This window comes from Anaeromyxobacter sp. (genome assembly GCA_016718565.1).
Classification (GTDB): domain Bacteria; phylum Myxococcota; class Myxococcia; order Myxococcales; family Anaeromyxobacteraceae; genus JADKCZ01.
The window spans coordinates 49,581-67,666 of the sequence record JADKCZ010000002.1; the positions used below are offsets into that span (position 1 = coordinate 49,581).

Sequence of the window (18,086 nt, forward strand, 5' to 3'; positions counted from 1 at the left end):
GGGCGCCATGTGGCGGATGACACATCCGCTCGAATCCGCGTCGGATAGGTGCTTTGGCGGAGCGCGGAAGCCCTGTCAGCTTGCCTTCCTGTGCTGGCGTTGCCTTCGTCGCACTGGCCTTGCTAGAAACGACACCCCCTCGGGGCCTGCCGTCCAGCCAGGCGCCTCCCACCACGACGAGTCCGTGCCGCTGACCAACCTCCCTCGCCGCAGCCCGAGCCGTGCCCCGAGTCCGCGCGCCGCGGCGGGTTCGCTCCGCTGGCTGCTCGGCGCCGCCCTGGTCGCGGCCGCGGCGGCGCCGTCCACCGCCTCGTCGCAGGGCTGCCCGGAGGGGATGCGCCTGGTCCCCGGGGGCCGCTTCACCCTGGCCGACGGGAGCGAGGTGGCCTCGGTGCAGGCGACCTGCCTCGACGAGTCGGAGGTGACCGCCGGCGCGTACGCCGCCTGCGTGGCCCGCGGCGCCTGCCCGGAGGCGGGGGTGCGCTGCGGCAAGTCGGCCACCTTCGGCGCCCCGGGCCGCGAGGGCCACCCCGTCAACTGCGTGGCCTGGACCGACGCCGACCGCTTCTGCCGCGCCCACGGCAAGCGGCTCCCCACCGAGGCCGAGTGGGAGTGGGCCGCCCGCGGCCGGCTGCGCGGGCTCACCTACCCGTGGGGCGAGGCGCCGCCGGCGGACCGCGCCTGCTGGGACGGCGCCGGCAACTCGCTCGGCAAGGGCGGCCGGAACCAGACCTGCCCGGCCGGCGCCCACCCGGCCAGCGACAGCCCGGACGGCTTCCACGATCTCGGCGGCAACGTGCGCGAGTGGACGGCGTCGCGCATCGGCAAGGACCGGGTGGTGCGCGGCGGCTCCTGGGGCGACAGCCTGCCGGAGTTCCTGGCGGCCGGCTTCCGCGGGATGAACGCGCCCGACGAGCGGTTCGAGATCACCGGCTTCCGCTGCGCCGCCGACCCCGGCGCGCCCGTGCCCGCGGGCGCCGGGCCGGCGGTGCTCCCGCCGAGGCCGCCGATACGCGACATCCCGCCGCCGCCGGTGCTGGCCGCCAGCCGCACCCCGCTGACCCCTTCGCCTGCGCCCGCACCTGCGCCGAAGGACCCCGCCGCGCCCAGGCCGGCCTTCGAGCTCGGCGAGATCCGGATCCTGTCGCTGCCCGGCGCGGACCGCCGATGAGCGCTGCGGCTCCGGCCCGGCCCATCGCGGTCCTGCTCGACCTGGACGGCACCCTGGTGGACACCGTGCCGTTCATCCTGGCCGCGGTGCGCCACGCCTTCCAGGGCTACGGCCGGTGCCCCACCGACGCCGAGTGGATCGCCGGCATCGGCACCCCGCTGCGCGACCAGCTGGCCTCCTTCGCCCGGCAGCCGGACGACGTGCCGGCCCTCTTCGACCGCTACCGCGCCTACTGGCTCCAGCACCACGACGCCATGACGCGCCTGTTCCCCGGGGCGGGGGAGGCGGTGCGGGCCCTGCGCGCGGCCGGCCACCCGCTGGCCATCATCACCGCCAAGATCGAGGCGGGGGCCGAGCGGACGCTGCGCCACGTGGGGCTGCGCGATCAGGTGGACCTGGTGGTGGCGGCCGACACGGTGGCGCGGTGCAAGCCCGACCCCATGCCGGTGCGCCACGCGCTGGAGCGGCTGGGGCGCACCCCGGCCGAGGCGGTGATGATCGGCGACTCCAACCACGACCTGGCGGCCGGGCGGGCGGCCGGGACGGCCACCGCCGGGGTGCTGTGGGGCGCGGCCTCGCGCGAGGTGCTGGCGCCGCTGGCGGACCACCTGCTCGACGACCCCAGGCAGATCGTGCCGCTGGTGGCCCGCCTGCAGGCGGCCCGCCCCGCCGGCTGAGCGCCGCCCGCGCGCCCGGCCCCGGCGGCTGCTAAGGTGCCGCCCCATGCGCGTCGCCTACCTCGGCCCCCCCGGCACCTTCAGCGAGGAGGCCGTGGCCCGCTGCGACCTCGCCGGGCCGGAGGCGCCGCTCCCCTGCGCCTCCTTCTCCGAGGCCTACGAGGCCGTCCTGTCGCGCGGCGCCGACGGCGCCCTGCTCCCCATCGAGAACTCCCTGGAGGGCGCCATCGGCACGGTGCTCGACCTGCTGGTGCACCGGCCCGGGCCGCTCATCCGCCGCGAGGTCCTGCTGGCGGTGCGCCAGCACCTGCTGGTCCGCCCGGGGACCCGCCTGGAGGAGGTGCGGCGCGTCCTCTCGCACCCCCAGCCGTTCGGCCAGTGCGCCGGCTTCCTGCGCACCAGGCTCCCCGGCGCCGCGCTCGAGCCCACCCACTCCACCGCCGACGCCGCCCGCCAGGTGGCCGAGGGGGCCGCCGGCGCGGCCGCCATCGGGTCGCGCGCCGCCGCCACCCGCTACGGGCTCGAGGTGCTGGTCGAGTCGATCCAGGACACCGAGGAGAACACCACCCGCTTCGTCCTGCTCACCGGCGCCGACGAGGCGCCGACCGGCCGGGACAAGACCAGCGTGGCCTTCACGCTCGACCGGGACCGCCCGGGCGGCCTCTACGAGGTGATGGGGGAGTTCGCGGCACGCGGCATCAACCTGTCGCGGGTGGAGAGCCGGCCGCTCAAGCAGGCGCTGGGTCACTACGTGTTCTTCATCGACTTCGAGGGGCACCGCCTCGATCCGGCCGGGGCCGCGGCGCTGGAGGGCGTTCGGGCCCGGGTCCACCGGCTCTACCTGCTCGGATCGTACCCGCGCGGGGCGTGAGCCGGGATCCGCCCAGGTCACGCCCGGAGTACGGCCTCCGAACCGAGCAAGGTGCTGGCGAGACCACGCAAACCCATGTACAACGCCGTTTCCGGTGCAGCGCAGTACCCGATCGCCGTTCCATCACGTCATGCCACCTCGATTCGCAGGGTGGGGGAGAACACACCGATGAAGCACGTCCTCAAGGCGGCCCTGGTGGCCAGCCTCCTCGGCGCCTCGGCCGCCTACGCCCAGGTCCCGCTGTTCGATCTCGAGCGGCTCTCGCTCGACCCGGCCGCGGTCTCCTCGATGGTGATCGGCACCGGCGAGGTGCGCGCCAAGGGCGACACCCGCCTGTCGCTGGCCGCCCACTACGAGAACCGCCCGCTGGTGCTCAACGACGACGACACCATCCGCGGCGGCGGCACCAGCACCCCCGGCACCCGGCTGCAGAACGTGGTCGGCAACCGGGTCACCGCCCACCTGGGCGCCTCCGTGTCGCTGACCAGCAAGCTCGAGGTCAGCCTCCGCGTCCCCGTGGTGGCCTGGCAGGAGGGCGCCACCATCCCGGGCCTGGCCCCGGTGACCTCGGCCGGCCTCGGCACCCCGGCCTTCGGCCTGCGCTACGCGCTGATGGCGCAGGGCAGCGCCAGCCCCTTCAACATCGCCGTCGCCTCCGAGGCGCTCCTGCCGTTCGGCGCCACCGAGGCGCTGGCCGGCTCGGACCGCTGGGCCTTCACGCCCCGCCTCGAGGTCGGCCGTCACTTCGAGGGCTTCGTGGTGGGCGGGCAGGCCGGCATGCTGATGCGCCGCCAGCTCGCCGCCTTCCCCGACGGGGCCGTCCTGGGCAGCGAGTTCCAGGTGGGCGCCGTGGCCGCCACCACCGGCGCCCCGCTCCGCGGTGAGCTGTCGGTCCGCGGCAACCTCGGCTACGAGGCCCAGCGCACCATGGAGGTGCTGGCCGGCGCGCGCTACACCTTCGCGACCGACTGGGAGGGCTTCGCCCTCGGCGGCCCCGGCTTCTTCGAGGCCCCGGGCACGCCGCGCTTCCGCGGCCTGATCGGCCTGGCCTACGTGCCGGTCGCCAAGAAGGCCCCGCCGCCGCCCCCGGCCGATCCCTGCGCCGCTGGCATGGTCCACACGCCGGCCCAGTGCCCGGCGCTCGACGACGACAAGGACGGCATCCTCAACAGGGACGACGTCTGCCCGCTGGTGGCCGGCATCGCCGAGGAGAAGGGCTGCCCGGCCAAGGACAGCGACGCCGACGGCATCTTCGACCACAAGGACAAGTGCCCCACCGTGGCCGGCATCGCCGAGCTCGAGGGCTGCCCGGCCAAGGACGGCGACGCCGACGGCATCCCCGACCACAAGGACCGCTGCCCCGACGTGGCGGGCGTGGCCGACAACGCCGGCTGCCCGCCGGCCAAGGCCGTGCTGAACGTCGCCACCGGCAAGATCGACATCCTCGAGAAGGTCTACTTCGACACCGGCAAGGCCACCATCCAGGATCGGTCCTTCCCGCTGCTCGACGAGGTGGCGCAGGTGCTGGCCCGCAACCCCCAGCTCACCAAGGTGGTGGTCGAGGGCCACACCGACAGCACCGGCTCGGCCAGGCTGAACACCAAGCTGTCGGCCGACCGCGCCAAGGCCGTGGCCGCCTACCTGGTCGGCAAGGGCACCGACGCCGCCCGCCTGGACTCGAAGGGCTTCGGCTCGTCGAGGCCGGTGGGTGACAACCAGACCGCCGCTGGCCGCGACTCGAACCGCCGCGTGGAGTTCACCATCCCGTAGCGGCCGACGCAGCCCGTCTCACCTGGCGCCCTCGTCGCGGACCATCGCGGCGAGGGCGTCGACGTGTCCGGAGTCCGCCCCGCAGCACCCGCCCACCAGGCGGGCGCCGGCCCGGAGCGCGGGCGCCAGGGCCGCGGCGAAGGCGGAGGGCGGCAGCACCTGGCCCGGCAGGCCCGGGCTGGGCTTCGCCACCAGGGGCACCGGCAGCGACGCCAGGGCCCAGCTGGCCAGGGCGGTGAGCGCGGGCCCGGCCAGGACGCAGTTCACCCCCACCGCCGCGGCCCCGCCGGCTGCGGCCTCCAGGAGCATGGGGCCGGCGTCCCCGCCGTCCGCGGCCAGCAGGCGGCCCCCGGCCTCGGCCAGCGTGAAGGTGACCACCACCGGCAGGCCGCAGGCGCGCGCGGCCCGCAGCGCGGCGGTGGCCTCGCGCCGGTCGTACTGGCTCTCCAGCCAGAGCAGGTCCACCCCGGCCCCCGCCAGGGCCGCCACCGCCTCCGCGAACCGCCCCTCCAGCTCGGAGGCCGGCGGCGCCGCCCCACCCGGCGTGGCCAGCGCCAGCGGCCCGAGGGCGCCGGCCACCCAGCCGCCGCCGGCTGCGGCCCGGGCCAGCCCGGCGGCCTGGCGGCACAGCGCCGTGGCCCGCCCGGACGCCAGGCGCCCGGCCAGGCGCGGCGCCGCCGCGTTGAAGGTGCAGGTGAGCAGGATCCGGGCGCCGGCCGCGGCGTGAGCGCGGTGCACCGCGGCGATCTCCTCCGGGTGGTCCCCGAGCCAGGCCTCGGGGAGCTCGCCGGGCGGCAGGCCCCGCGCCTGGAGCGCCGTGCCCATGGCGCCGTCGAGCAGCACCGGGCCGGCCCGCAGGGCGCGGCGCAGGGCCGCGGGCAGCGGGGCGGCGGGGCCCGGCGGGCTCACGGCGCCAGGGCGTGGGTCTCGAGGTGCCGCGGCACCAGGCATGGCCAGCCCATGGCGTCGAGCCGTGCCCGGGCCGCCTCGAGCGCCACCGGCTCGCCGTGCACCAGGAAGGTGCGCCGCGGCGGCGCGGGCCGCGCCGACAGCCAGCGGGCCAGCTCGGCCTCGTCGGCGTGCGCCGAGAAGCCGGAGAGGCTGGCCACCCGGGCGCGCACCGGCACGTCCTGGCCGTGCAGCCGCACCGTGGCGGCGCCGCTCTGCAGGCTCCAGCCGCGGGTGCCGGCCGCCTGGAAGCCGACCAGCAGCACGGTGGTGCGCTCGTCGGGCAGGCGCCGCGCCAGGTGGTGCAGCACCCGGCCGCCGGTGGCCATGCCCGAGGCCGAGAGGATGATGCAGGGACCCTCGACCCGGTTGATGGCCTTGGACTGCTCGGGGCTGCGGGCGAACTGGAGCCGCCGCGGGCGCAGGGGCTCGATGCCGGCCGCCAGCAGCCGCACCATCTCGTCGTCGTGGTCCTCGCGGTGGGCCACGTGGATGGGCGTGGCGTCCACCGCCATGGGCGAGTCGACGAAGACGGGCAGCTCGGGGATCTCGCCGCGCTGCTCCAGCTCGCGCAGGGCGAAGAGCACCTCCTGGGTGCGCCCGATGGCGAAGGCCGGGATGAGGAGGGCGCCGCCGCGCTCCACCGCCGCCAGCACCTCCGCTCGCAGGCCGGCGGCGCCGGGGCCTGCCGGGTGGCGCCGCCCGCCGTAGGTGCTCTCCAGCACCAGCACGTCGGCCGCCGGCCCGGGCTCGGGGTCGGGCAGGATGGGGGCGCCGTAGCGGCCCAGGTCGCCGCTGAAGAGGATCCGGACCGGCGGCGGCCCGGCCACCTCCAGCAGCACCGTGGCGCTGCCCAGGATGTGGCCGGCCCGGTGGAAGGTGAGGGTGACCCCCGGGGCCACCAGCCTGGGCCGGCCGTAGCCGAGCGGCGCCAGGCGCGGCAGCGCGGCCAGGGCGTCGTCCTCGGTGTAGAGCGGGGCGGCGTTGGGGGCGTGCTTCGAGTAGCCACGCCGGTTGGCCCAGGAGGCCTCCTCCTCCTGCAGCCGGCCCGAGTCGGGCAACAGCAGGGCCAGCAGGTCGCGGGTGGCGGGCGTGACGTGCACCGGACCGGGGTAGCCCTGCCGCACCAGCAGCGGCAGCGCGCCGGTGTGATCGATGTGGGCGTGCGTCAGCACCACCGCGGTGATGGAGTCCGGGGCGACCGGCCAGGGGGCCCGGTTGCGCAGCCTGAGGTCCTTGGGCCCCTGGAACAGGCCGGCGTCCACCAGCACGCGGGCCGCGCCGGTGTCGACCAGGAAGCGGGAGCCGGTGACGGTGCCGGCTGCACCCAGGAAGCGGATGGACGCCATCTCGGCCCAATCCTACAATCCCCGGGCCGTGCGCCGAGGCGACCGGAGGTCGCGCGCCCCGTCAAGGGCGCGGCGAACGTGAAGGGGACACAGGCATGCGCCGGAAGATCCGCGTCGTCGGGGCCATGATCGAGCAGGACGGCCGCTACCTCATCACCCAGCGACCCCCGCGCGCCTCCCTGCCGCTGCTGTGGGAGTTCCCGGGCGGCCGGGTCGAGGTCGGCGAGACCGATCAGGCGGCGCTGGCGCGCGAGCTCGGCGAGGAGATGGGCGTGCTCGTCGAGGTCGGCGACCGGGTCCTGCACGTGGAGCACGCCTACGAGGGCTACGACATCGACTTCTGCGTCTACCGCTGCCGCCTGGTCTCGGGTGAGGTGGCGCACACCCGCATCCACGATCACCGATGGGTGCGCCCGGACGAGCTCGACCAGTACGAGTTCCCGCCGGCCGACGAGAAGTCGATCGCCCAGCTGCTCGGGCTCTAGGCTCTGGCGCTTCACCCCTCCCGGGGCGGGCGGGGGACAGGGAATAGACAGCCCCGGAGCGGCGTCTTACCTGCACCCCATGTCCGGCATCCCCGAGGAGAAGCGCCCATGCGTCGCATCATCCTGACCTTCATCGCCGCCTCTGCCGCCGTCGCCCTGGTGGTCGCCTGCTCCGGCGAGGGCCGCGCCACCGCCGAGCCCCGCGCCGCCGAGGCGGCCGCCGGCGCCATCTTCCGCGAGGCGGTGGCCGCCGCGCCCGCCGCGGAGGTGCCGGTCGGCACCACGCTGGCGCCGCTCATCGAGCGGCTCAAGCCGGCGGTGGTCAACATCTCGACCACCACCATGACCCGCTCCCCGCACGGCCGCGGCCTGGGGCGCGGCCAGGACCCCCTGGAGCGGTTCTTCGGCCAGCCCACCCCAGACGGCCCGGAGGGGCAGCGCGGGCAGGGGCTCGGGTCGGGCTTCATCCTCAACGCCGAGGGGTTGATCCTCACCAACCACCACGTCATCAAGGACGCCACCGACATCCGCGTCCGCCTCCCCGACAACGCCGAGTACTCGGCCCGGGTGGTCGGCAAGGACGCCGCCACCGACGTGGCCCTCATCAAGCTCAACGCGCCGCCCAAGGGGCTGCCCACCGTGGTGCTGGGCGACTCCGACGCGCTCCGCCAGGGCGACTTCGTGCTGGCCCTGGGCAGCCCCTTCGGCCTGCGCGAGACCGCCACGCTGGGGATCGTCTCGGCCAAGCACCGCGGCGGCGTGAACTCGGGCAACCCGTACGACGACTTCCTCCAGACCGACGCCGCCATCAACCCGGGCAACTCGGGCGGGCCGCTCTTCAACCTGCGGGGCGAGGTCGTCGGCATCAACACGGCCATCGTGTCGCCGCAGATCGGCTCGGGCATCGGCTTCGCGGTGCCCATCAACCTGGCCAAGTCCCTGCTGCCGCAGCTGCAGGCCAAGGGCCGGGTGACCCGCGGCTACCTGGGGGTGGCGGTGGGCGACCTGACCCCTGACCTGCAGAAGGCCTTCGGCCTGCCGGGCGGCACCCGGGGGGCGCTGGTGCAGCAGGTGGTGCCCAAGCAGCCGGCTGCGGTGGCCGGGCTGGAGCCGGGCGACATCGTGCTCTCCCTGAACGGCAAGCCGCTCGAGTCCGGCAGCGCGCTGACCCGCGCGGTGGCGCTCATCGCCCCGGGCGACAAGGTGACCCTGGTGGTGCTGCGCCGCGGCAAGGAGAAGACCTTCACCTTCCCGGTGGCGCAGCGGCCCGACGAGCTGGCGCAGGCCGAGGCCGACGGGGAGGGCGGGGTGGGGGAGGCCGGCAAGAGCCCGAAGCTGGGCGTGCGGCTCCAGCCGCTCACGCCGGAGCTCAGCAAGCAGCTCGGCCTGGAGGGCGACCAGGGCGTGCTGGTGGCCGACGTCACCGAGGGTGGCCCAGCCGAGCGGGCCGGGCTGGTGCGCGGCGATCTCATCCTGGAGGTGAACCGGCAGCCGGTGACCCGGCCGGCGGAGGTGGGGGAGGTCATCGGCAAGCTGGCCGACGGCGACCTGGTGCTGCTGCGGGTTCGCCGCGGTGACGGGGCGCTCTTCCTGGCGGTGCCGGTGGGCGGCCGGCAGTAGCCGGCGCTTCGCCACCCCGGCCAGCCTCGGGCTGGCCACCGCGACGCCGCCGGGGCTCACGCTCCGGCGGCGTCGGTGCATCCGAGCGCGGCCCCAGGGTGGGTAGGTGTCGTTTATTTGCCTACATGCCCCTACCGTCCTACCTTGCTCAGACCTGCAGGGGAGGCCGCATCATGGTCTGGCCGTGGAAGGGAACGCCAGGGAACGAGGAGGCCGAGCGGCGCGCCAGCGCGCGCCTCGACAAGGTCTTCCCGGTCTGGCTCGAGGGAGACCGCGGGGGCGCCCACGGGGTGGCTCGCAACATCTCGCCCGGCGGCCTCTTCGTCGAGACCCCGGTGACCCAGCCCATCGGCTCGCAGGTGCGGGTCACCTTCGAGGGCGGACCGGCCGAGATGGTCGGGGTGGGCGAGGTCCGCTACGTCTGCGCCCTGACCGGCCAGCCGGCGTCGCCGGGGCGTGGGCCGGTGGGGGTGCGCGGCATGGGGCTGCGCTTCCTCTACTTCGAGGCGGCCCCCGAGGTCCGACAGGCCATCCCGGCCCGCGCCGGCGCGCTGCACTGAGGCGCGCCTCGGGCCAGCCGGTCCGCACGACCGGGTAGCGCCCCGTCCGGCGCCGTGTTACCCGATCCCAGGATGCAGGCCATCGAGACCCACGGGCTGACCCGGCTCTTCGACGGGAGGCCCGCGGTGCTGGACCTCTCGCTCACCGTGCCCGAGGGCGCCTTCTACGGCTTCCTCGGGCCGAACGGGGCCGGCAAGTCCACCACCATGAAGCTCCTGACCGGGCTGCTGGCGCCGAGCGCCGGCCGGGCCACGGTGCTGGGGCACGATCTGGGCGAGCGCTCGCTGGAGGTGCGCCGGCTGGTGGGGGTGGTGCCCGACGGGCTGGCGCTCTTCGAGCGGCTCTCGGGCGCCGAGCAGCTGCGGCTGCACGGGCAGCTCTACGGGCTGCCGCGGCGGGAGGCGGCGCGCCGCGCCGAGGAGCTGCTGGCGGCCATGGAGCTGACCGGCGACGCCGGCAAGCTGGTGGGCGACTACAGCCACGGCATGAAGAAGAAGCTGGCGCTGGGCTGCGCCCTCATCCACGGGCCGCGCCTGCTCTTCCTCGACGAGCCCTTCGAGGGCATCGACGCGGTGGCGGTCAACGGCATCCGGCGCATGCTGCAGGGGCTGGTGGCCGGCGGCCAGATGACCATCTTCCTCACCAGCCACGTGCTGGAGGTGGTGGAGCGCCTGGTGACGCACGTGGGCATCATCCACGGCGGGCGGCTGGTGGCGCAGGGCACCCTCGACGAGGTGCGCGGCGCCGGCTCGCTGGAGGAGTCCTTCATCCGCACGGTGGGCGAGGAGCGGGTGGCGCACCGGCTCTCCTGGCTGGGCGGGCCCGCCAGCGGCGCGGGCGGCTGAGCGGGTGGGGGCCTGGCGCGACACGCCGCTGGCGGCGCTGGTGGAGCTCAGGCTGCGCCTCGGGCTGCGCCGGCTGCGCGGCCGGGGCGGGGTGCCCGAGCTGGTGGCCAAGGCGCTCAGCTACCTGGTGCTGCTCCCGCTGGGCGTGGTGTTCGCCGGCCTGGTGGGGGCGGGCATGTACCGGGCGGCCCGGTCCGGCCGCGGCGTGCAGGTGGACCTGCCGGTCAGCGCCGTCCTGTTCGGCGTCTGGCAGGCCTGGACCGCGGTGGCCATGTCGCTGCACGAGCGGGAGGGGGTGGACCTGCGCCGCTTCCTGGTCTACCCGCTGGCCGCCGGCCGGGTCTTCACCTACGGCCTGGTGGCCTCGGTGGTGGGGGATCCCTTCGCGCTCTTCTGGTGCGTGCTGCTGGCCGGCGCCTGGGGCGGCGCGGCCGTGGGGCGGCCGGGCGCCTGGCTCCTCCCGCTGGCGCTGGCGCTGCTGCTCTTCGCCGCCTCGGTGGCCTGCTCCGTGGTGCTGCTGCAGGAGGTCTCCGGGCGGATCCTGCGCGGCAAGCGGACCCGCGAGGTGGCCATCGCGCTGCTCTACGTGGGGCTCGCCATGGGCGGCGCGGCGCTGGCCGGCCTGCGCGGTCGCATCGACCTGGCGCGCGCCAGGGAGGTGCTCGGGCTGGTCCAGTGGCTCGCCTGGCCGGCGGCGCTGGGGGCCGGCGCGGCCCGCCGGCTCTTCTCGGGTGAGGTGGCGGCGGCGCTGCCCTGGCTGGCCGGGCAGGCCGCCGCGGTGGCGGCCTCCGGGTGGGCCGCCTACCGGCTGACGCTCTCGGCCGCCACCTCCGGCGGCGCGGGCGGGGCGGCCAGCGGCTCGTCCGGCGGCGCCGGGTGGGCCGGTGGGTGGCTGCCCGGCCTGCTCGGACCGCTGCTGGAGCGGGAGGTCAAGCACCTGGCCCGCCACCCGCTGCCAGGGGTGCTGCTGCTGGTGATCCCCGCCATGGCGGGCGTGGTGGCCTGGCAGGCCTCGCCGCTCATCCCGGCCGAGGCCGGCGAGGTGCTGCGGGCCCTGCCGCTGCTGGGGTTCGCCCTCTACACCCACCTGGCCACCCAGGTGTTCTGGCTCAACGCCTTCGGCTGGGATCGCGGCGGGGCGCGCCAGCACTACCTGGCCCCCCTCGACCTGGGAGAGGTGCTGGCCGCCAAGAACCTGGCCACCTACGCCCTGGCGGCCCTGCTCTACCTGGGCTGCGTGCTCCTGACCGTGGCGCTGGTCGGGGCGCCTCCGGGCTGGGCGCTGCTGGCGGCGCTGGCGCTGCACGCCGGCGTGGCCCCCTGGCTGCACGGCCTGGGCAACCTCCTGTCGGTGCTCAACCCGCGGGTGGCCTCTGCCACCCTGCAGCGCAGCGGCAACCTGCCGGCCCTCTCGGGCCTGCTGGGGATGGCCATCGTCTCGGGCGTGGCCGGGCTCTTCGCCCTGCCCGTGCTGCTGGCCCTGCGGCTCGACCAGGCCTGGATCCTGCCGGGGGCCTGGCTGGCGCTGGGCGCCGCCGGGCTGGCGCTCTACCGGGGCACCCTGCCGCGCATGGGGCGGCTGCTGGAGGCCCGGCGCGAGCTGCTGCTCGGGGTGGTGACCGGCGACGAGGCCTGACGCCGCGGCGAGGAGCGCCCCGCGCGTCGCCACCTACTGCGAGAACCCCTCCAGCAGGTAGTGGGACTCGACGCGGCGGAGGGCCAGGCACATGGCGGCGGTGCGCACGTCGGTGGGCGCCCCGATGCAGTAGGGGCGCGAGTTGTGCAGCGGGGTGCGCCGGGGCGTGTCGCGCGCCACGTCGCGGATGATGGCGTAGTTCGACTTGATGGCGCGCTCCAGGCGCTGGTTGACGTCGGCCTCGGTCCACTTCTCCAGCTTCTGGTTCTGCAGCCACTCGTAGTAGCTCACGGTGACGCCGCCGGCGTTGCAGATGATGTCCGGGATGAGGTCGATGCCGCGGGCCTGCAGCACCCGGTCGCCCTCCTGGGTGGTGGGCCCGTTGGCGCCCTCGGCCACCAGCCGGACGGTCAGCTTCTCGGCCACCTCGCCGTCGATCTCCTCGCCCAGCGCCGCCGGCACCAGGATGTCGGCGTCCACCAGCCAGAAGTCGGCCTTGGAGATGGCGGCGGCGCCCGGGAAGCCGGCCACGGTGCGGCGCAGGTTGGCCGGGTTGGCGTGCACGTAGCTGGCCAGCGCGTCCACGTCGAGGCCGGCCTCGGCGTGCACCGTGCCGAAGGCGTCGTTGACGGCCACGATGCGCGCGCCCTGCGCCGCCAGGATCTCGGCGGTGGCCGACCCCACGTTGCCGAAGCCCTGCACCAGCACCCGCGCGCCCTTGAGGGAGAAGCCCTTCTCGCGGGCCCACTCCTCGATGCAGTAGACCACGCCCTGGCCGGTGGCCTTGAGCCGCCCCTCCGACCCGCCGATGCGCACGTCCTTGCCGGTGACCACGCCGCGCAGGGCGTGGTGGTCGCGCTCACCGTCGGTGTACTGCCGCATCATGTAGGCCATGGTCTGGCCGTTGGTGCCGACGTCGGGCGCCGGGATGTCCAGGAACGGCCCCATCAGGTTCTTCAGCTTGTAGACGTAGCGGAGCGAGATGGCCTCCAGCTCCTCCCGCGAGAAGCGCATGGGGTCGAAGCGGATGCCGCCCTTGGCCCCGCCGAAGGGGATCTCGGCGATGGCGGTCTTCCAGGTCATGTCGGCCGCCAGGGTCTTGAAGAGGTCGAGCGACGCCTCCTGGTGGTAGCGGATGCCGCCCTTGTACGGGCCGCGCACCTGGTTGTGCTGGACCCGGTAGGCCTTGAACTTGCGCGGGCCGCCCTTCTCGACGCGGAAGAACCCCTTGCCCGGGATGTTGAGGACCCCCTGGCGCATGGTGAGGTCGGCGTCCAGCAGGGCCCGGCGGTGCAGGATGAACTTGCCGTCGGCCAGGGGCTCCAGCGCCTCGCCGGCCTCGACGCCGGAGGGCGGCAGGTCGCGGAAGGGCCCGAGGTCCGCGGGGGCCAGCGGGACCAGCCGGTCCCGCACCTCGATGGTGACGTAGAAGATGTGCTCGAAGTCCGGCTCCTCGATCTCCATCCGCACCCGCGGGTTGAGGTGGATCAGGTCGGCGGCCCGATCGAAGGTCTCCACCGCCCCCTCCCAGAACCCCTTCCTCGAGCTTCCCCTGGCCATGACGACGCCCTTTCCTGGAGGTGGATCGCGCCGGCCCCGGGCCGGGCCCGTGGAGCGTGGCGGGACTCTAGTGGCGCCCCCGGGCGGCGTCCACGTCTGGACCGTCGCGCGTCCACCGCCGAGGGTCGGGGCGGCCCAGGGTCAGGGCGCGGCCGGCCGCGGCACCGGCGGCTGCGGCGGCCCTCCCGGGAACGGAAACGGGCGCCTCGAGGGCGCCCGCTCCGTGTGCTTCCTGGGGTGCTGCCGAGAGCCGACAAACGGATTTGAACCGTTGACCTGCTGATTACGAATCAGCTGCTCTACCAACTGAGCTATGTCGGCGAAGGCGCGTTTCCTTAGCATTCGCGGATCGGCCGTGCAAGCGGCCGGTGGCGGTCCGGGGCGGCCCTCGGGGGCCCGACGCGCCGGCCGCCGGACCCTCGCTAGAAGCTCGGCCCGAAGGTCAGGTAGACCTGCCACTCGGCCAGCGGATCGTCGCCCGGGCCCAGGCCCGCCAGCGGTTTCCCCAGGCCGCGGGCCACGCCGAGCCGGAGGTCGGTGAGGAGCCAGTAGGCCAGGGCGGTCTCGAGGCGCAGCTCGACGCCGGCGCCGAGCCGCAGCCGGTCCCAGCGGAAGCCGCTGCCGGCGTAGCCGCGCTCGATGCCCTTCACGAAGGCCTCGCCCAGGTCGGCGAAGACGGCGCCGTGCAGGCGCCTGAGGAAGATGGGCCAGGTGGACCGGCCCAGCTCGGGCGAGGCCAGGGGGAAGCGCAGCTCCAGGTTGAGCAGCGCGGTGCCGTTGCCCTGCTGCAGGCCGGCCGGGTAGCCGCGCAGCTGGTCGGAGGCCGAGAAGGCCTGCAGCAGAAGCAGGTCCACCGGGTTGGGCTGGGACAGCCCGCCCAGGCTGAAGGGCGGGCTGCCGCCGAGCGAGCCGTGGGCCAGGGCGCCGGAGAGCCGGCCGGCCAGGACCACGTGACGCGTTCCGGGCACCCGCAGGTACTCGCTCCAGGCGGCGCGGGCCCGCCACAGGTCGTAGTCGCTGCCGGTGGTGGCGCCGGCGGCCCGGAGCCGGAGGGAGAGCGTGCGCCCCTCCTCCCGCGAGATGGAGCGGGCGTAGCGGCGGGCGTTGCTCCAGGCCACCCCCAGGCTGGCCTCGGAGAGCAGGCCGTCCACGAAGCGCTGCCCGGGCGGCGCCGCGGCCGCGTCGCCGGGATCGCCCAGGGTGTCCCAGCGCGTGGCGGACCAGCCGAGGCGCAGCTGCAGCGCCCGGTCGAGCCGGCTGAACGTGAAGGTGGCGCCGCCGGCCAGCGGCGTCCAGGCCGCGGTGAGCCGGTCCGGCTCGCCGGGAGAGCGGACCAACAGCCGCTCGGAGGCGAGGTCGAGCGCCGGCCAGGACCAGGCCCCGACGTAGCTGGCGGCGTACCCGGCGGTGCGGGCCCCGGCGCTCCACCAGGCCTGCGCTTGCCAGGTGTGCTGGCCCACCACGTCCTGGCCGGCGGTGTAGGCGCCGAACAGGTCGCCGGCGTCGTCGGCACCCCAGATCGGGAGCCAGAAGGTGGGGAGGGCGGTCCAGGGACGATAGGGGGAGGAGGTCGCGGTCGGGGCTGCGGTCGGGGCTGCGGTCGGGGCTGCGGTCGGGGCTGCGGTCGGAGTAGCGGTCGGAGTCGCGGTCGGGGCTGCGGTCGGGGTCGCAGTCGGGGTCGCGGTCGGAGTCGCGGTCGGAGTCGCGGTCGGGGTCGCCGTCGGGGTCGCGTTGCCCTGCTCACCCTCTCCCCCAGCTTGCTGGGGGAGAGGGCCGGGGTGAGGGGGCGCCCATGTCGCGGTCGGCGTCGCGGACGGCGTCTCGACCGGGGTCGCCTCCAGCCAGGACGCCGGCTCGAACGGCATGGTCGCCAGGTCGTAGCCCTCGCGCCCGTAGGTCACGAAGGCGATGGTCTTCCCGTCCGGCGACACCGCCGGGTCGAGCGCGCCGGTCTCCACGTTGGTCACCTGGCGGATCAGGCCGGTGGCGGCCTCCCAGGCGTACAGGTTGAAGACCCCGCCGCGGTCGGAGGCGAAGAGCAGGTGGGCGCCGTCCGGGGTCCAGGTCGGCTGGAGGTCGAGCGCGTCGTCGTCGGTGAGCCGCTCCACCTGGCCTTGCCGCAGCACCACCAGGTCGCGCCGTCCGCCCTCCTGGAGCGAGAGCGCGATGGCCAGGCCGTCCGGCGAGACGGCGGGGTCGTAGAGCTGGGCCCCGGGCCGGTGGAGCAGCAGCTCGGCCTGGCCGGTCGGGAGCGCCCGTCGCCGGAGCTCGTGCTCGCCGCCGCCGCTGCGCGCCACGTAGACCACCGCGGCGCCGCCCGGCGCCAGCGAGGGGTCGGTGGCCCGCTCGCCGTCGGTGAGCCGCTCGGCCCGGCCGGTGGCCAGGTCGGCCAGCCAGAGGTCGTCGTAGACGCGGAACTCGCGCCAGACCTCGGCGCGGGAGAGCACCGCCCGGCCGTCGGGGGTGAGGTCGAAGCGCCCGTGCTGGTCCACCGGCAGCGCCCGGCCCAGATCGCGCCCGTCGAGCGCCACCCGCCGCAGCCCGGCCCGCTCGTGCGGGCCGCGGTCCAGGTAGACCAGCGAGGCCCCGTCGGGCGTGAAGCGGGGGCGCTCCACCTGCCCGCCGCGCCAGGTCAGCCGCGCCGGCCTGGTCACCGGCCGGGTCCGGAGGGCGGCCAGGTCGGCGGCGGCGCGGTCGGCCAGGGCCGCGCCGAACTCCTCCCACAGCTCGGGGAACCCGGCGCCGAACCAGGCCTGGCCGGCCCAGGAGGGCGCCCAGGGCCAGACCTGCCGCCCCTGCTCGGCCAGGAAGCCGCGCAGCGCCTCCGGCCCGCTGCGGGCCAGCAGGAACTCCACGAAGCGGCCGCCCAGGAGGTAGGGGGCGTGGCCGCGCGGCCAGTCGAGCAGCGGGTTGCTGACCTGGGCCAGCGAGGGCAGCCCGGGCGGCTCCACCACCAGCGCCCGCGCGTACATCTCGAAGAGCGCGCTGCGGTTCCGGCCGGTGGCGCCGTCGCGCGCCTCGTGGGCCACCGCCACCCCCTCGATGAGCCAGCCCGGGGTCAGGCCGTTGGGGACCCAGAGCTTGCCGAAGACGGCGTTGACCGCGGCCGGCAGCCCGCCCGCCTGGTCGAGGTGGAGCACGTGGACGTACTCGTGGTCCACCAGCTGCGCCAGCCAGTCGCGCGCGTCGTGCAGCTCGGAGGCCGAGGAGGCGGGCACGGCATAGAGCCGGATGAGGTTGCGCGGCAGCGGGGTGGCCGAGCCGTTGGCCTCGTCCTGATCGTCGGAGAGCACCAGGTGGGTCGGCCCGGCCGGCGCGTGGCCGAGCAGCGGCACCAGCCGCTGGTGGGCCGCCTCGGCCAGCTCGGCCACCCGGGCCGCCAGCGCCTCCTCGCCCTGGTGGAAGTGGACCTGGAAGTGGGGCGTGAGGAGGGTGCGCCAGCGGTAGGCCGGGTCGTAGAGCGGTCGGGCCGGCGCCGGCGCCAGCAGCAGGAAGGCCGCCGCGCAGGCCACCAGGGCGGCGCGACCGGGCCCGGCCACGAGGGCGCGGCCGGCCGACCGCGGCTGGCCGGCCCGCCCGCGCCAGGGCCAGCTCACCCGGCACCCCCGGTGCGCCGGCGGCGCTCCGCTGCGCGCTGCCGCACCGGCGCCACCGGCGCCTCGCCGAAGTGATCCCGCAGGTACTTCTCCACCCTGAGGGCGACCAGGTCCGGGTGCTCCAGCGGGCCGACGTGGGTGCCCCCGGGCAGCACCAGCAGCTCGCTGCCGGGGATGGCGGCGTGCATCTTCACCGAGAGCCACATGGGGGTGAAGGAGTCCTTCTCGCCGGCCAGGATCAGCGTGGGCACGCCCACCCGGGGCAGGTGGTCGGAGGCGTCGTGCTGCGCCGCCGAGCCCAGCAGCCGCACGAACAGGCTGGTGTCCACGTCGGCCAGGTCGTCGAGGTAGCGCACCAGGTCCTCGCGGGCCACGTGCTCCGAGTTGACCTCGAAGGTCTGCGCCAGCCGGAGCGACAGCTCGGTGGGCACCACCGCGTGGAAGAGCAGCCTGGCCGCGGCCGGGAACCGCTCCACCACCTGCCGGGCGTAGGGGAAGGCGGCCGCCAGCAAGGGCACGTCGTGGAAGGTGTCGAGCGGGTGGCCCGGGGAGCCGCACACCAGCACCAGCCCCTCCACCCGCCCGGGCGAGTGGCGGTGGGCCTCCAGCGCCACCTGCACCCCCATGGAGTGGCCCACCAGCACCGCCGAGCGCTCGCCGGCGTCGTCGAGCACCGCGAACAGGTCCTCGACGCACTCGGCCAGCGAGACCTGCGTGGGGTCCGCCGGGCGCTCGCTCTGGCCGTGGCCGCGGTAGTTCCAGTGGATGACCCGGCGCTGCCGGGCCAGCTCCGGCTCCAGGAAGCGCCAGATGTAGCCGGCGCAGCCGATGCCGTCGCACAGCACCAGGGCCGGCGCCTGGCCCTGGCCGGCGCTGGTCCAGTGGAGGCGGGTGCCGTCCCTGGCGGTGGCGTAGTGCTCGGTGCGCGGCATCGATCCTCGGGGTGGACGCCAGGCCCGGCCCGGGGGGGCTGGGTGCGGCGGTGTGCCCCTGTGTC

14 protein-coding genes and 1 tRNA gene are annotated in these 18,086 nt (G+C 75.7%); 9 read left to right on the plus strand and 6 right to left on the minus strand.

What is annotated here, in order from left to right; all coding sequences use genetic code 11:
- Nucleotides 1–184 precede the first annotated feature (184 nt).
- The 4 genes from IPO09_07015 to IPO09_07030 all read left to right on the plus strand — a co-directional run bounded on the left by IPO09_07015 (nt 185) and on the right by IPO09_07030 (nt 4,489).
- Nucleotides 185–1,171: an SUMF1/EgtB/PvdO family nonheme iron enzyme gene (locus IPO09_07015; GenBank protein MBK9517096.1), complete on the plus strand. Its 987-nt coding sequence runs from the start codon at nt 185–187 to the stop codon at nt 1,169–1,171.
- Nucleotides 1,168–1,848, plus strand: coding sequence for an HAD-IA family hydrolase (locus IPO09_07020; GenBank protein ID MBK9517097.1), 681 nt, complete (start codon nt 1,168–1,170; stop codon nt 1,846–1,848). The genes IPO09_07015 and IPO09_07020 overlap by 4 nt, the downstream gene beginning before the upstream one ends.
- Before the next feature lie 46 nt (nt 1,849–1,894).
- Nucleotides 1,895–2,719, plus strand: coding sequence for a prephenate dehydratase (pheA, locus tag IPO09_07025; protein ID MBK9517098.1), 825 nt, complete (start codon nt 1,895–1,897; stop codon nt 2,717–2,719).
- A gap of 168 nt (nt 2,720–2,887) precedes the next feature.
- On the plus strand, nt 2,888–4,489 hold the full coding sequence (locus tag IPO09_07030; protein MBK9517099.1) for an OmpA family protein: 1,602 nt from the start codon (nt 2,888–2,890) through the stop codon (nt 4,487–4,489).
- A gap of 18 nt (nt 4,490–4,507) precedes the next feature.
- Here IPO09_07030 and IPO09_07035 read toward each other — a convergent pair whose 3' ends face one another.
- Together IPO09_07035 and IPO09_07040 are read right to left on the minus strand one after the other, a co-directional pair.
- Entirely contained in the window at nt 4,508–5,440 is a 933-nt protein-coding gene (locus IPO09_07035; protein ID MBK9517100.1) for a homocysteine S-methyltransferase family protein, read from the minus strand.
- The gene (locus tag IPO09_07040; protein MBK9517101.1) at nt 5,395–6,786 is read right to left on the minus strand and encodes an MBL fold metallo-hydrolase; all 1,392 of its coding nucleotides are present in this window, start codon (nt 6,784–6,786) and stop codon (nt 5,395–5,397) included. Before IPO09_07040 ends, IPO09_07035 begins: the two co-directional genes overlap by 46 nt.
- Before the next feature lie 95 nt (nt 6,787–6,881).
- Here IPO09_07040 and IPO09_07045 point away from each other — a divergent pair, with 95 nt between their 5' ends.
- From IPO09_07045 to IPO09_07065, 5 genes are all read left to right on the plus strand, one after another.
- A complete protein-coding gene (locus IPO09_07045) occupies nt 6,882–7,271 on the plus strand; it encodes a (deoxy)nucleoside triphosphate pyrophosphohydrolase (protein ID MBK9517102.1) in 390 nt (129 codons plus the stop codon).
- A 108-nt stretch (nt 7,272–7,379) separates the two neighbouring features.
- Nucleotides 7,380–8,891 carry a trypsin-like peptidase domain-containing protein gene (locus IPO09_07050; GenBank protein MBK9517103.1) on the plus strand — a complete coding sequence of 504 codons (1,512 nt, stop codon included), beginning with the start codon at nt 7,380–7,382 and terminating at the stop codon, nt 8,889–8,891.
- A 173-nt stretch (nt 8,892–9,064) separates the two neighbouring features.
- The gene (locus tag IPO09_07055; GenBank protein ID MBK9517104.1) at nt 9,065–9,451 is read left to right on the plus strand and encodes a PilZ domain-containing protein; all 387 of its coding nucleotides are present in this window, start codon (nt 9,065–9,067) and stop codon (nt 9,449–9,451) included.
- 72 nt (nt 9,452–9,523) lie between these two features.
- Complete coding sequence (locus IPO09_07060; GenBank protein MBK9517105.1) at nt 9,524–10,297, plus strand: ABC transporter ATP-binding protein; 774 nt, start codon at nt 9,524–9,526, stop codon at nt 10,295–10,297.
- A gap of 4 nt (nt 10,298–10,301) precedes the next feature.
- The gene (locus IPO09_07065; GenBank protein ID MBK9517106.1) at nt 10,302–11,933 is read left to right on the plus strand and encodes a hypothetical protein; all 1,632 of its coding nucleotides are present in this window, start codon (nt 10,302–10,304) and stop codon (nt 11,931–11,933) included.
- A gap of 33 nt (nt 11,934–11,966) precedes the next feature.
- On the opposite strand, the gene IPO09_07070 is transcribed toward IPO09_07065, so the two are convergent.
- The 4 genes from IPO09_07070 to IPO09_07085 all read right to left on the minus strand — a co-directional run bounded on the left by IPO09_07070 (nt 11,967) and on the right by IPO09_07085 (nt 18,021).
- The gene (locus IPO09_07070; GenBank protein ID MBK9517107.1) at nt 11,967–13,493 is read right to left on the minus strand and encodes a Glu/Leu/Phe/Val dehydrogenase; all 1,527 of its coding nucleotides are present in this window, start codon (nt 13,491–13,493) and stop codon (nt 11,967–11,969) included.
- 248 nt (nt 13,494–13,741) lie between these two features.
- Nucleotides 13,742–13,814, minus strand: a tRNA-Thr gene (locus IPO09_07075).
- 101 nt (nt 13,815–13,915) lie between these two features.
- Nucleotides 13,916–17,089 carry a PD40 domain-containing protein gene (locus tag IPO09_07080; protein MBK9517108.1) on the minus strand — a complete coding sequence of 1,058 codons (3,174 nt, stop codon included), beginning with the start codon at nt 17,087–17,089 and terminating at the stop codon, nt 13,916–13,918.
- The gene (locus IPO09_07085; protein MBK9517109.1) at nt 17,086–18,021 is read right to left on the minus strand and encodes an alpha/beta hydrolase; all 936 of its coding nucleotides are present in this window, start codon (nt 18,019–18,021) and stop codon (nt 17,086–17,088) included. Before IPO09_07085 ends, IPO09_07080 begins: the two co-directional genes overlap by 4 nt.
- Between the last annotated feature and the right edge of the window lie 65 nt (nt 18,022–18,086).